Annotated in this window: 15 protein-coding genes; all 15 read left to right on the top strand. The window is 39.7% G+C overall.

Going from position 1 to position 13,423, the window contains the following annotated elements; translation table 11 throughout:
• Nucleotides 1-2 precede the first annotated feature (2 nt).
• Nucleotides 3-1,421, top strand: coding sequence for an HslU--HslV peptidase ATPase subunit (gene hslU, locus MLE14_RS01055; protein ID WP_243296389.1), 1,419 nt, complete (start codon nucleotides 3-5; stop codon nucleotides 1,419-1,421).
• Nucleotides 1,422-1,530: 109 nt separating this feature from the next.
• Entirely contained in the window at nucleotides 1,531-2,310 is a 780-nt protein-coding gene (gene codY, locus MLE14_RS01060; RefSeq protein ID WP_243296390.1) for a GTP-sensing pleiotropic transcriptional regulator CodY, read from the top strand.
• Between the two features lie 525 nt (nucleotides 2,311-2,835).
• A complete protein-coding gene (flgB, locus tag MLE14_RS01065) occupies nucleotides 2,836-3,228 on the top strand; it encodes a flagellar basal body rod protein FlgB (protein WP_243296391.1) in 393 nt (130 codons plus the stop codon).
• 1 nt (nucleotide 3,229) lies between these two features.
• On the top strand, nucleotides 3,230-3,676 hold the full coding sequence (gene flgC / locus MLE14_RS01070; RefSeq protein ID WP_243296392.1) for a flagellar basal body rod protein FlgC: 447 nt from the start codon (nucleotides 3,230-3,232) through the stop codon (nucleotides 3,674-3,676).
• 14 nt (nucleotides 3,677-3,690) lie between these two features.
• Nucleotides 3,691-3,993 carry a flagellar hook-basal body complex protein FliE gene (fliE, locus tag MLE14_RS01075; RefSeq protein ID WP_279326158.1) on the top strand — a complete coding sequence of 101 codons (303 nt, stop codon included), beginning with the start codon at nucleotides 3,691-3,693 and terminating at the stop codon, nucleotides 3,991-3,993.
• A gap of 62 nt (nucleotides 3,994-4,055) precedes the next feature.
• On the top strand, nucleotides 4,056-5,651 hold the full coding sequence (gene fliF, locus MLE14_RS01080; RefSeq protein WP_243296393.1) for a flagellar basal-body MS-ring/collar protein FliF: 1,596 nt from the start codon (nucleotides 4,056-4,058) through the stop codon (nucleotides 5,649-5,651).
• Between the two features lie 10 nt (nucleotides 5,652-5,661).
• Nucleotides 5,662-6,675, top strand: a complete 1,014-nt coding sequence (gene fliG / locus MLE14_RS01085; RefSeq protein WP_243296394.1) for a flagellar motor switch protein FliG — start codon at nucleotides 5,662-5,664, stop codon at nucleotides 6,673-6,675.
• Nucleotides 6,668-7,426 (top strand): flagellar assembly protein FliH, encoded by a 759-nt coding sequence (gene fliH / locus MLE14_RS01090; protein ID WP_243296395.1) that lies wholly within the window; start codon nucleotides 6,668-6,670, stop codon nucleotides 7,424-7,426. The genes fliG and fliH overlap by 8 nt, the downstream gene beginning before the upstream one ends.
• Nucleotides 7,423-8,736: a flagellar protein export ATPase FliI gene (fliI, locus tag MLE14_RS01095; RefSeq protein ID WP_243296396.1), complete on the top strand. Its 1,314-nt coding sequence runs from the start codon at nucleotides 7,423-7,425 to the stop codon at nucleotides 8,734-8,736. Before fliH ends, fliI begins: the two co-directional genes overlap by 4 nt.
• 1 nt (nucleotide 8,737) lies before the next feature.
• Nucleotides 8,738-9,187 carry a flagellar export protein FliJ gene (gene fliJ, locus MLE14_RS01100; RefSeq protein WP_243296397.1) on the top strand — a complete coding sequence of 150 codons (450 nt, stop codon included), beginning with the start codon at nucleotides 8,738-8,740 and terminating at the stop codon, nucleotides 9,185-9,187.
• Nucleotides 9,188-9,192: 5 nt separating this feature from the next.
• Nucleotides 9,193-9,786: a MotE family protein gene (locus MLE14_RS01105; RefSeq protein ID WP_243296398.1), complete on the top strand. Its 594-nt coding sequence runs from the start codon at nucleotides 9,193-9,195 to the stop codon at nucleotides 9,784-9,786.
• A 33-nt stretch (nucleotides 9,787-9,819) separates the two neighbouring features.
• Nucleotides 9,820-11,091, top strand: coding sequence for a flagellar hook-length control protein FliK (locus tag MLE14_RS01110; protein ID WP_243296399.1), 1,272 nt, complete (start codon nucleotides 9,820-9,822; stop codon nucleotides 11,089-11,091).
• A gap of 12 nt (nucleotides 11,092-11,103) precedes the next feature.
• Entirely contained in the window at nucleotides 11,104-11,739 is a 636-nt protein-coding gene (gene flgD, locus MLE14_RS01115; RefSeq protein WP_243296400.1) for a flagellar hook assembly protein FlgD, read from the top strand.
• Between the two features lie 6 nt (nucleotides 11,740-11,745).
• Complete coding sequence (locus tag MLE14_RS01120) at nucleotides 11,746-12,132, top strand: TIGR02530 family flagellar biosynthesis protein (protein WP_243296401.1); 387 nt, start codon at nucleotides 11,746-11,748, stop codon at nucleotides 12,130-12,132.
• A 77-nt stretch (nucleotides 12,133-12,209) separates the two neighbouring features.
• Nucleotides 12,210-13,412: a flagellar basal-body rod protein FlgF gene (gene flgF, locus MLE14_RS01125; protein ID WP_243296402.1), complete on the top strand. Its 1,203-nt coding sequence runs from the start codon at nucleotides 12,210-12,212 to the stop codon at nucleotides 13,410-13,412.
• Nucleotides 13,413-13,423 lie beyond the last annotated feature (11 nt).

Consider the following 13,423-nt stretch of genomic DNA (forward strand, 5'->3'; position numbering starts at 1 on the left):
ATATGGTGAATCTAGCAAAAGGAAACGCAACTTATTTAACACCTAGACAAATTGTAGAACGTTTAGACCAATATATTATTGGCCAAAAAGATGCCAAGAGGGCAGTAGCCGTTGCATTGAGGAATCGTTTTCGCCGAAGTCAGCTCCCGGAAAAGCTAAGGGATGAAATAAGTCCAAAAAATATTTTGATGATTGGACCAACTGGAGTCGGGAAAACAGAAATTGCACGGAGAATGGCGAAATTGGTAGGTGCTCCATTTGTCAAAGTGGAAGCAACGAAGTTCACAGAGGTAGGTTATGTGGGCCGGGATGTTGAATCAATGGTCCGTGATCTGGTCGAAACGTCTGTACGGCTTGTAAAAGAAGAGAAGCTGCTCAGTGTTCGAGAAAAAGCTGAAAAAAATGCCAATAATCGATTAGTTGAATTGCTCGTACCAAGCAAAAAGAAACAAAACACCATGAAAAACCCATTTGAAATGCTGTTCGGCGGGGGCGATCAAAATGATGATCAGCCATCGAACAATGAGGATTATAATCTGATTGAACGGCGAAAGATTGTCAAAGAAAAGTTAGATTTAGGTGAGCTTGAGAACGAAATCGTAACGGTCGAAGTCGAAGAACAGCAGCCATCTATGTTTGACCTGCTTCAGGGTTCTGGAATGGAGCAAATGGGCATGAATATGCAGGATGCACTGAGCAGCCTGATGCCGAAAAAGAAAAAGCGCCGCAAGTTGACAGTGCGTGAAGCGAGAAAAGTTATTGCAAATGAAGAAGCCAATAAGCTGATTGATATGGATGAAGTGACATCCGAGGCAATCTTCAGGGCCGAACAAACGGGCATCATTTTTATCGATGAAATTGATAAAATTGCGAGCCGGGGTAATCAGTCATCAAACGCAGACGTATCCAGAGAGGGTGTACAAAGAGATATCCTCCCGATTGTGGAAGGTTCAACAGTCGTAACAAAATATGGTTCTGTAAAAACTGATCACATTTTATTTATGGCTGCTGGTGCATTTCATATAGCAAAGCCGTCTGATCTGATTCCGGAGCTGCAAGGAAGATTCCCGATCCGGGTAGAGCTTGGAAAGCTATCAGTTGAAGACTTTGTCAGAATACTGGTTGAACCGGATAATGCTTTAATTAAACAATATAAAGCATTATTAGAAACAGAAGGTATACAAATTGAATTTTCTGACGATGCTATTCGTAGAATTGCCGAAATCGCTTTTGATGTAAATCAAAACACGGATAATATCGGGGCAAGAAGATTACATACGATTTTAGAGAAGCTTCTGGAGGATCTTTCTTTTGAGGCACCTGATATTAACTTAGAAACCGTTAAAATTACAAAAGAGTATGTAGACGATAAGCTAAGTGCAATATCAAAGGACAAAGATTTAAGTCAATTCATACTTTAAAAGGTGTGAATGATTCAAAATTAAAAAAAAGCAACACTTGCAGTAATAATCTAAGCAAAAAATAAAAAATAAATAGGATGCAGTAAGCAATGTAGTAGGAGGAAGAATAATGGATTTATTATCAAAAACAAGAAAAATCAATGCCATGCTTCAAAAGGCGGCAGGAAAGCCTGTAAATTTCATGGATATGGCAAACACATTAAGTGAAGTCATTGAATCAAATGTGTATGTGTTAAGCCGCAGAGGGAAATTATTAGGTTTTGCTATTAATCAGCAAATTGAAAATGAGAGAATGAAGCAAATGCTCGCAGAACGCCAGTTTCCTGAAGAGTATACGAAAAATTTATTCAGTATCCAGGAAACGTCTCCGAATCTGGACGTATATAGTGAGCATACCGCATTTCCGGTAGAAAATAGAGATCTATTTAAAAATGGGTTAACCACAATTGTACCGATTAATGGCGGAGGAGAAAGATTAGGTACGCTGATCCTGGCTCGGGTTAACGCAGAATTCTCAGATGATGATTTAATCTTAGCTGAGTATGGGGCTACAGTTGTCGGAATGGAAATTCTTCGTGAAAAATCTGAGGAAATTGAAGAAGAAGCCCGCAGCAAAGCCGTTGTTCAAATGGCAATCAGTTCTCTTTCTTATAGCGAATTAGAAGCCATTGAGCATATATTTGAAGAATTAAATGGAAAAGAGGGGCTTTTAGTTGCTTCTAAGATTGCAGACAGAGTTGGCATTACCCGTTCTGTAATCGTAAATGCCCTTAGAAAACTAGAGAGTGCTGGTGTCATTGAGTCACGTTCGCTAGGAATGAAAGGTACCTATATCAAAGTGTTAAATGATAAATTTTTAGATGAGCTTGAAAAACTGAAAACTTCTTGATGGAATAGAACCACCAGTTCTATTTGGAATAAGGTAAATAATGAAAAGCACGTGCTAATTCCTTGAAATGGCACGTGCTTTTTCTGTGGAGATCCTGAATTTGTATAATTATTTTCTTCAAGAAATAATCACTAAAAATGTATATTTTATATTAAAAAAATGTTTTTTACGTAAAAAAGGAAGGATTATGTTACAGATGAAATATTACTGAAAATTCAAAAATAAAGGGGGATTACTGGAAATAGTAAAATTTCCCTAATGCAGAAAAAGCCAATATTCATGGGGTTTCGACAAACTTTATTCGACAAACTTCTATTTTTGAAATTTCTTGATACTGGTAAAATGCCAAAAATCGACTAAAGGATAATCCATTTTACCTCAAGTGAAAATAGGAAAATAGGCATAGTAAAATGTCGTTATACTTCATAGACATATGGGGCGTTTATCATTAGAATAGTTATTATATTAGGTTTATCTTCCAGTATTTTTTCAACTGTTACATTTCAATTACGTGAGGTGATCTTTGTGAAATTATTTTCTGATATCTTTACTTCGCTAGAGCAAGGGCTACAATATTCGACAATGAAACAAAAAGCTATTTCAGACAATATTGCAAATGTCGACACTCCTAACTATAAAGCGAAGACGGTAACCTTCCAAGATACACTTCAGAAAGCGACATTAGAGATTAATGCCTTTAGAACTGACGAAAGACATTATTCCTTCACAGCAAGTGCTACTAACCGCCCTATTATTGAAGCCAAATCCACTCTTGTTTATAACAACAATGGAAATAGTGTTGATATGGATAAGGAAATGGCTGATTTGGCAAAAAACCAAATCTATTACAATGCATTAATTGATCGGCTAAGCAGCAAGTTTTCATCTTTGCAAAATGTCTTAAAGGGAGGACAGTAGGATGAATGCATTTCACAGTTTTAATATCACCTCATCAGCACTGTCCGCACAAAGGCTGAGAATGGATGTTATTTCATCCAATATGGCAAACGCCGATACAACTCGCGCTCAGTTCGTTAATGGCGAATGGCAGCCATACCGGAGAAAAATGGTTGTGTTAGAATCTCAAGGCAGTTTCTCAAGTCTTTTAAATCGGGCAATGAATAATGAAAAGGCGAGCGGTGGAGTGGCTGCAACAAATGTAGTGGAAGATCAGACTCCTTTTAATCTGGTCTATGATCCAAGCCACCCTGATGCCAATGAACAGGGATATGTTGCAATGCCGAATGTCGACCCATTAAGGGAAATGGTAGATTTGATCAGTTCAACAAGATCATATGAAGCCAACGTAACGGTTTTAAATGCAACGAAAGCAATGATGATGAAAGCATTAGAAATCGGGAAATAAAGGAGGGGGAATCATTGATAAATCCAATATCCAACAGCCTTTCCTTACCAGTGTCAGCAGCTGGGAATACTGAGCGTACAAGTCCATTTGAAGCGCAAAAGTCATTTTCTTCTTGGTTGAAAGATTCAATTGAACAGGTTAATAAAACACAAATTGAATCTGATCAGATGACCCAGAAATTAATAAAGGGAGAAGATGTGGAATTACATGAAGTAATGATTGCAGCTTCAAAAGCAAGTGTTACCTTACAGGCTACAATTGAAGTAAGAAATAAAGTAGTTGAAGCTTATAAAGAAGTTATGAGAATGCAACTATAAGTTTTTTTCATTTGTAGAGGATCTCCACGCACGAATGGCGTGAATGTACTCGGGGGATAAGAATGAATGAATCGCTTCTAAGACAACTAAAGGGAATACAAACATTTTGGAAAGAACGGACCAGAAAGCAAAAACTAGCGTTCGTGTCAGCCGTATTAATCACCTTTGTAAGTCTGACTGTTATTATTTTACTAGCTTCAAAGAGTAATATGGTTCCTTTATACAGTAATTTATCGCCTTCCGAAACAGGTGTCATTAAGGAAACATTAGATGCCAGAGGAATTGATTCCGTCATTTCAGATGGAGGAACGACCATTTCGGTACCGGAACAATTTGTTGATACGCTTAAAGTCGAATTAGCTGCAGAGGGGATCCCTGATTCCGGTCAGATTGATTATTCCTTCTTTAGTGATAACGCTGGAATTGGAACAACTGAACAGGAATTTAATGTTATGAAACTTGATGCGATGCAGACAGAGCTCGCGAACCTCATTAAAGGAATTGATGGTGTTCAGGATGCTCAAGTGATGCTCAGTTTGCCTGAGGAAGGAATCTTTGTCAGTGATGCAACTGGTGAGGCATCCGCATCCATTGTTTTACATACTAAACCGGGTTATTCATTTACCCAGGAACAGATTTTTTCCTTATACCATTTAGTATCTAAAAGTGTCCCGAATCTTCCTACTGATAATATCGTCATTATGAATCAAAATTTTGAGTATTACGACTTAAATAATAATGGCAATATACAAGGAAGTTCGATCTTCCAGGCTCAGTATGAAATGCAAAAGCAAATCGAGCGAGATATTCAACGCGAAGTTCAGCGAATGTTAGGCACGATTATGGGGCAGGACAAAGTGGTTGTTTCAGTTACTACAGACATTGATTTTACGCAAGAAAACAGAGAAGAGACCCTTGTTGAGCCAGTCGATGAAGAAAACATGGAAGGCATCACAATTAGTGCACAACGCCTGACAGAAACCTTTACAGGCAATGCCGATCAGGCAGCAGGTGTCCCTCAAGGAGAGGATCCTACTGATCCGCTCAATCAATATATGGGTGCTGGCGGAGCAAATGGGGATTACGAAAGAATCGAAGAAACGATCAACAATGAAGTCAATCGGATTCGAAAGGAAATTGTAGAAAGTCCTTATAAAATCAATGATGTCGGCATACAAGTCATGGTTGAGCCGCCAGACCCTGATGATCCAAACTCACTTCCAGAAGGAACAGTCGAAGATATTACTCAGATGCTAAGCACGATTATAAGAACTTCTATCCATAAAGATGTAGAATCTGAAGAAATCTCAGATCAAGTGCTTGAAGATAAAATAGTTGTTTCTGTCCAGCGCTTTAATGGAAAGACAGAAATGCCGTCTAGTTCTGATGGTCCTTTGCCATGGTGGATTTATGCGGTGGGCGGTGTACTCGTTCTATTAATCATTATTTTGCTCATCCTATTTATCAGATCGAGATCAAGCCAAGCTCAGCAAGATTATGGATTCGATGAGGAAGAAGCAGCACCGATTCAAGTCCCTGACTTAAATGAAGAGAAAGAAACGGAAGGAACGGTGAAGAGGAAACAATTAGAACAACTGGCTAAAAATCATCCAGAAGAATTTGTAAAACTTCTTCGTTCTTGGTTAACACAAGATTAGGGGGGATACGATGAAAAAAGATACGAAAGAATTAAGTGGCAGACAAAAAGCAGCCATATTGCTGATCTCCCTTGGCCCTGAAGTTTCAGCGTCCGTTTACAAGCATTTATCAGAAGAAGAAATCGAACAGCTTACTCTAGAAATCTCTGGGGTCAGAAAAGTTGATGCGATTGCAAAAGAAGAAGTACTAGATGAATTTCATAGCCTTGCCCTTGCGCAAGACTATATTTCTCAAGGCGGAATCGGGTATGCCAAAATGGTTCTGGAAAAAGCACTGGGACAAGAACAGGCTAATTTAATCATTAATCGTTTAACATCTTCCTTACAGGTAAAACCGTTTGATTTTGCGAGGAAAGCCGATCCAAGTCAAATTTTAAATTTTATTCAAAATGAACATCCGCAAACCATTGCACTTATTTTATCTTATTTAGATCCGGCCCAGGCTGGACAAATTTTGTCGGAACTGCCGCAGGAAATGCAGGCAGATATAGCCAAGCGGATTGCATTAATGGATCGGACATCCCCTGAAGTAATAAATGAAGTGGAGGAAATTTTAGAGAGGAAGCTTTCCGCGACTGTGACCCAGGATTATACGCAGACGGGCGGAATTGAAGCCGTAGTGGAAGTGTTAAACGGGGTTGATCGTGCAACTGAAAAAACTATTTTAGATGCGTTAGAAATCCAGGACCCTGAGCTTGCTGAAGAAATCAAGAAACGGATGTTTGTCTTTGAGGATATCGTTACTCTAGACAACCGTTCGATTCAACGGGTTATTCGTGATTGTGAAAATGATGACCTTCTATTTGCTCTTAAAGTCGCAAGTGAGGAAGTAAAAGAAATTCTCTTTAAAAATATGTCTCAGCGTATGGCAGACACCTTTAGGGAGGAAATGGAGCTGATGGGACCAGTCCGCTTAAGGGATGTTGAGGAGGCTCAATCGAGAATTGTTGCCATCATCAGAAGACTTGAAGATGCAGGAGAGATTATTATAGCCAGAGGCGGAGGAGATGATATCATTGTCTAAAATTTTAAAAAGGGCAACTCCGCTGTCCAATCTGCAGCAGCAAAAAATCATTGGAGTCCAATCCTTCTATACCCAGCAAATTGAACAGAAAATCGAAGAAGATCCAAGAAAAATCGCACAGAAAATGATAGCCGATGCAAAATTAGAGGCTGACCAAATCATCCAAAATGCTATTCTACAGCGAGAAACAGCTCAAAAAGAACTGGAGCAGGCTAAAGCTGATTGGGCCGTTGAAAGAGAACAGCTTAAATCCCTGGCGAAAACCGCAGGCTATGAAGCCGGATATCAGGAAGGGTTAAATAAGGGATATGAGCAAGTTCAAACTCTTATTCAACAGGCTAATTCGATTGTAAATCAAGCAAAGCAAGACTATCACACACATTTGGTCGCTTCAGAAAGAACGATTGTAGAGCTGGCGGTGCAAATTGCTGAAAAAATAATCGGTGAACAACTAAATGACGATGAAGCCTATATTAGCTATATAAAACAGGCGATTGAGCAAGTGAAAAACCAAAAAACAGTGTATGTATATGTTCATCCGGATCATTATGAAACTCTCATGCAAATCAAACAAGAATTAAAGCTGATTCTTCCCGCCGAAGCCGATATTTACATATATGCAAATCCAGAACTGACAAGTTCAGGCTGCTACATTGAAACAGAGGGCGGCAAGCTTGATGCCAGTGTTGAAGTACAGCTGACACAAATCAAGTCTCATTTGCTTGAGTGGCTCGAGGGGGATGAGCATTGAAGGCGCATGATCTCATCCCGCTGATTGATCAAATAGATCCATACAAGCGGTACGGGAAAATCAAAAGGGTAATCGGCCTCTTGCTTGAATCACAGGGACCGGCAACTTCAATCGGCGATGTTTGTTACATTTACACAGGCAGTGGAAAAAAGAAAATTCTCGCCGAGGTAATTGGATTTCGCGAAGAATATTGTGTATTAATGCCCTATAGTCCGATTCAAGAAGTCTCCCCTGGAAGCTTAGTTGAAGCATTGGGGAAGCCACTTGAAATAAAAGCGGGCGATGGACTGATTGGACAAGCAGTTGATGCACTGGGGTTCCCTTTGGATGGTTCTCCTTTACCAAAAGGTTTAGTTCCTGTCCAAACAGAAAAGCTGCCTCCGAATCCGTTGAAACGGCCAACGATTAATGAAGTAATGCCTGTCGGTGTTAGAGCCATTGATTCTTTGCTGACAGTTGGCAAAGGGCAAAGAATAGGCATTTTTGCCGGAAGCGGTGTTGGAAAAAGCACTCTGCTTGGAATGATGGCCAAAGAAACACAGGCAGATGTTAATGTGATTGGTCTGATTGGTGAACGTGGCCGGGAAGTCAAAGAATTTATTGAAAGAGACCTCGGTGAAGATGGCCTGAAAAAATCAGTTGTCGTTGCAGCCACATCAGATCAGCCGGCATTAATGAGGATTAAGGGTGCCTTAACCGCAACCGCTATAGCCGAGCATTTTCGCGACCAAGGACTAAGTGTCCTTCTCATGATGGATTCTGTTACAAGGGTTGCAATGGCCCAAAGGGAAATTGGCTTAGCCATTGGTGAGCCTCCCACCACAAAGGGGTACACTCCCTCTGTTTTCGCTTTATTGCCTCGACTGCTTGAGCGGACTGGAACCAGTGAAAAAGGTTCGATTACTGCATTCTATACAGTCCTTGTTGACGGCGATGATATGAATGAACCAATTGCCGATACGGTCCGGGGAATACTAGACGGACATTTTGTGTTAGATCGCTCACTTGCCAACCAAGGTCATTTTCCAGCGATCAACATTTTAAACAGTGTGAGCCGCTTAATGAATCAGCTCGTAAGTCAGGAGCATCTCAAAGCAGCTGAGAGACTTCGCGAAATGTATAGCAAATATCTTCAATCGGAAGATTTAATTCAAATCGGTGCCTATAAAAAAGGAGCTTCCCGAGAAATTGATGAAGCGATTCGGCTTTATCCTAAAATAAAAGATTTTTTGAAACAAAAAACAAACGAAAGAAGCAGCTTTGAAGAAAGTATTCAGCTTCTCAAACTAGTAATGGAGGAGGGCATGTAAAATGAATTACACATTTCGTTATGAGTCCCTGCTCTCGATTAAGGAAAAAGAAAAAGATCAGGCAATAAACGACTATCAAGCTTCTATTACCCAGTTTGAACAAGTTGCAAACCAGCTTTATGAATTATTAAAGAAAAAAGAAGAACTTGAAGCAAATCAAGAGCTTGCCTTATCCACAACCGGGTTAAGTGTACTCGAGATCAAGCAGCTGCAGCAGTATCGAAAGAACCTTGAAGAAACCATTTCAATGGTGCAGAAAAAGGTGTCTCAAGCAAGGCAAACGATGCAAATTAAGCAATTCGAATTACAAAAAAGTGATATTGAAGTAAAAAAATTCTCTAAATTAAGAGAACGGGATTTTTTACAGTTTCAGCTTCTTGCAAAGCAAGAAGAAGCAAAGGGAATGGATGAGGCAGCCATCAGACAATATACGAATCTAAAATTTAGGTGAGGCTAATGGAAAAAGCAATTGAAAAAAATCATAATGAAAAAACTAGCTCCATAGGAAAACGATTCGTATTATGGGTTGCCCTGCCACTGTTGCTCGTTCTGATTATTGTACTGGCAGTCTTAAGTTTTTCAGGTATTAATGTTTTTGAAAAGGCAGAAGAATTTGGTCTTAAGATTCCATTTATATCAGGACAAACGGAAGAAACCGAAAATAGGATTGATTCAAGCGAGCTTGTCGCCTTGCAGGGTCAAATAAAGGATCGGGAATCGCAAATTGAACAACTCGAAAACACCATTATTGAAAAAGATCAATCAATCGCCGAGCTACAGCAAGAAATTGACCAGCAGTCCCTTATAATCGAGGAACTTAGGGAAGTTCAAGCAGACAATAAACGCGAATTTAATGAAGTAGTAGCAACCTTTGAATCGATGTCATCGAAAAATGCGGCTCCTATTTTAATCGAAATGGATGAGTTTGTAGCCCTGCAAATTTTAGCGCGGGTCGATGAAGAAACACTCGCTTCTATCCTGGAAAATATGCCGCCAGCAGATGCAGCACGTTTTGCGCAAAGCTTAACGGTATTTATTCCAAATGAATAAAAGTAATACTCTTTGAAAGGAGGTGAAAAATAGTTGAATGTAGCGAGTATCCAAACATCGGTTCAGCTGTCCCAACCTGCATCTCATCCAAGTAAGCCGGGAAAAACAAAGGAATTCGCGGCGTTCCTGCAAGCAGCGACAAAAGAAAGCACGAACCTACATAGCGAAACTGCAAATGACGAGCCAATCTCACAACAAGACATAAAGGATTTACTTGTCTTGTTATCACTTGAGCCCGGTACAGACAATAAAAGCATCTTAGACTGGTTGAATGGCAGTCAGGATGCAGCATTACAGCTAGAATCCTTCCTGTTTGCAAAGGAAGAAGATATTCCATTTGAGTTGTTTGCTTTTTTGCAGAATGTGACATCCATGAGCCGTGATGATTTATTAAGCTTTTTATCCGCACAAACCAGACAAATGGACATGGAACAAGTAACATCCTTTGAAAATTGGGCAAATATTGCAGGTTTAATAGAAACAAGTCTATCAAAGAGTGAAGTACCAAATCAGGCTACTTTAAAATTACTAGAAATACTGAAAGCTGTTGAACTAGCCGGAAGCCGTTTATCTCTCCCAGCAAATGAAGCTGCTGCGCTAGAACAATTGCAGCAATCATTAGGCAAAATCAGGGTAAATCTAAATCATTTTTTGAATCAGTCCCAAAAGCAACCATTTTATGATCGAATTCTAGAAACTTTCCGGACCATAAATAAAACGGGCAATGAGCAAATGAGTGAAAAACTTTCACTATCCCTGACTGAAAAACAAGCTGTAATTTCGGGAATGAATGAAACTTCTACTAAAACATTCGAAGGCAACTTGTCTTTTATGACGCAAATTAAACAACCAATTGTTACTAATAGTCAAATTAATGCAAAGCCAGTTACTTTTGAGCAATTTACAGAAATACTCTCAAAGCTGATGCAAAAAGGCAGTTTCTCTGATCTAAACGGAACGCAAAAGCTATTAGTGAAATTACATCCGGAACATCTCGGCTCTCTCAGAATTGAACTGATCAGACAGGATGGAGTTTTAACCGCTAAGCTTTTAACCTCAACTCAAGCTGCGAAGGAACTGATAGAATCTCAGCTTCATGGATTTAGAAATGCTCTCGGAACATCCGTACAAATCGATAAGATCGAGGTAATAGAAAACTATACACAACAACAGGAACGTTCTTTCTATAACAAGGAACAACAACACCAGCAATCCCAACACCAACAGAACCAACAAAAAAATAACAGTCAGTCAGAAACTGAACAGATACAGTTTCACGATGTGTTATTTGAATTAATAGTATAGGCAGGTGACAAGATGACAAACACAATCCATCCCTCATTGCTTTTATCTTCGGTGCAGTCAGAAAGAGAAGTAAAAGATGGAGGCAGTCTTGGCAAAGACGAATTTTTACAGATACTAATCACACAACTGCAAAACCAAGATCCTACGAACCCGATGGAAGACAAGGACTTCATCGCTCAAATGGCAACCTTTTCAAGTCTTGAACAAATGATGAACCTTTCCAATTCATTTGACAAATTTGTGCAGCAAGAACTGTCTTCATCTCTATTAAACTATCAGCAGTTGATTGGAAAGGATGTTTCTTATGTGCAAATCGTAGAAGGTGATGAAGGCCCCCAAGTTGTAGAGGGAACGGGAAAGGTAAAAGGCATCGAATTTCTTGAAGGACAAATTTTTTTGAACTTGGAAGATGGAACGACTATTACACCAGGTGATTTAATCGAGATTAACCAATTTACAAGTACACAATCCATTGTTGATGCAAGTCATATGATTGGTTTAACTGTAACTTGGCAAGATGAAGCGGGTACTGAAAAGACATCATTGATTGAAGCAGTTTCCTATAAAAATGGTGAAGTTTTGTTTTTGACGGCTGACGAGAATAGTATCAAACAAGAACAAATTGTCAAAGTACAGCAAGGAGAATAAGGATCAATGAAACCATTCTATATCTCCAATTTGCATAAGCTGCCAATCGTTCAACCAAATCAAACAAAAATACAGCCAAGCCAAGCCCAAGGAAGCTCCTTTTCAAGTCATTTACAGGATGCAATCCAACAGAAATCATGCTTAAAGATGAGTAAACATGCGATGGATCGAATGAATGAAAGAGGAATCAGGCTCGATGAATCAAGCTGGTCTAAACTACAAAGCAAAGTGCTAGAGGCAAAACAACTTGGGTTAAGAGAGTCTCTCGTTTTGATGAAAGATTCAGCTTTTATAGTGAGTGCCAATAACCAAACGATTATAACAGCGATGTCACGAAAAGAAGCCAATGAACAAATCTTTACCAATATCACAGGAACTATTGTCTTGGAATAAGCCTGGACCGATTAGCGGAGGGCTTGATGCTGCTGACTGACAGACGCAGCTATTAATAAAAGAGAGGAGAATGAAGCATGCTTCGTTCGATGTATTCAGGAATTAGCGGATTAAAGAATTTTCAAACCAAGCTAGATGTAATCGGAAATAACATTGCTAACGTAAACACATACGGCTTCAAAAAAGGAAGAGTTACCTTTAAAGACACAATGAACCAAACGATGGCAGGTGCCACAGCTGCCCAAGGAAATATGGGCGGAAAAAACCCAATGCAGGTTGGTTTAGGTGCAACCTTAAGCTCAATCGATACGATTGATACACAAGGAAGCTTACAAACAACAGGCAGATCACTCGATTTAGCAATAAACGGAGACGGGTACTTTGTCGTCGCTCAAGGAGAATCGTTATTCTACACCCGTGCCGGTAATTTCTATCTGGATGATGAAGGAACCCTTGTGACGGCTGATGGATATAAAGTGCAATCGTATCAAAACGGTGTGCTTAATGACATTATGATCAACGTCAATGCAGCGGTTCCGGCTAGAGAAACAACTGAGGTGGTATTAACTGGTAACTTGCCAAATGATGCTGTAGGAACGCAAAGTATTACTCAACAAATTAAAGTCGTCGATCAAAATGGTGTTGCACATACACTAGATGTAGAAATCTCACCAATTGATTCAGATAGCTGGAAGGTCACACTTGTTAATAATAATGCCACTCCGGCTGATTCCACAGCTATCCAAATAAATTTTGCTGCAAATGGAACAGCATCTGCTTCCTATCTCGAAGGTGGTGTTGCTAGTTTAGATCAAGCATTTAATGCGATTGGAATTACAATTAGTGGTTCCACCCTTGATTTAGGTAATCTTACCAACGACCCAGGCGCGATCACTGCAATGGCAACGGCAGATGGTAACTCAGCTGGGTCTCTGGAGAGCTTTAACATCGGCGGTTACGGTGAAATCAATGGAGTTTACTCCAATGGACTTGTTGTAAACCTTGGTCAATTAGCTTTAGCAAAATTTAGTAATCCATCAGGTCTTGAGAAGGCTGGAAACAATCTCTTCCGTGAAAGTGTAAACTCAGGCCGTCCTAATAATGGGGTGCCTGGTGAAGGTTTCGGAACGATTGCTTCAAGCAATTTAGAAATGTCCAACGTTGATCTTTCAGAAGAGTTTACGGAAATGATTGTGGCGCAACGCGGATTCCAAGCCAATACAAGAATTATTACCACATCTGATGAGATCCTCCAAGAACTCGTAAACTTAAAACGGTAGTGAAAGGGGGA

The organism is Bacillus litorisediminis (genome assembly GCF_022808645.1).
GTDB classification, from domain to species: domain Bacteria; phylum Bacillota; class Bacilli; order Bacillales; family JC228; genus Bacillus_BF; species Bacillus_BF litorisediminis.

Excerpts from the sequence above, each read along its gene's own strand:
- flgC (WP_243296392.1), top strand. The coding sequence starts at position 3,230 with ATGAATGCATTTCACAGTTTTAATATCACCTCATCAGCACTGTCCGCA.
- flgF (WP_243296402.1), top strand. The coding sequence starts at position 12,210 with ATGCTTCGTTCGATGTATTCAGGAATTAGCGGATTAAAGAATTTTCAA.
- fliG (WP_243296394.1), top strand. The coding sequence starts at position 5,662 with ATGAAAAAAGATACGAAAGAATTAAGTGGCAGACAAAAAGCAGCCATA.
- MLE14_RS01105 (WP_243296398.1), top strand. The coding sequence starts at position 9,193 with ATGGAAAAAGCAATTGAAAAAAATCATAATGAAAAAACTAGCTCCATA.
- codY (WP_243296390.1), top strand. The coding sequence starts at position 1,531 with ATGGATTTATTATCAAAAACAAGAAAAATCAATGCCATGCTTCAAAAG.
- flgD (WP_243296400.1), top strand. The coding sequence starts at position 11,104 with ATGACAAACACAATCCATCCCTCATTGCTTTTATCTTCGGTGCAGTCA.
- fliJ (WP_243296397.1), top strand. The coding sequence starts at position 8,738 with ATGAATTACACATTTCGTTATGAGTCCCTGCTCTCGATTAAGGAAAAA.
- hslU (WP_243296389.1), top strand. The coding sequence starts at position 3 with ATGGTGAATCTAGCAAAAGGAAACGCAACTTATTTAACACCTAGACAA.
- fliF (WP_243296393.1), top strand. The coding sequence starts at position 4,056 with ATGAATGAATCGCTTCTAAGACAACTAAAGGGAATACAAACATTTTGG.
- MLE14_RS01120 (WP_243296401.1), top strand. The coding sequence starts at position 11,746 with ATGAAACCATTCTATATCTCCAATTTGCATAAGCTGCCAATCGTTCAA.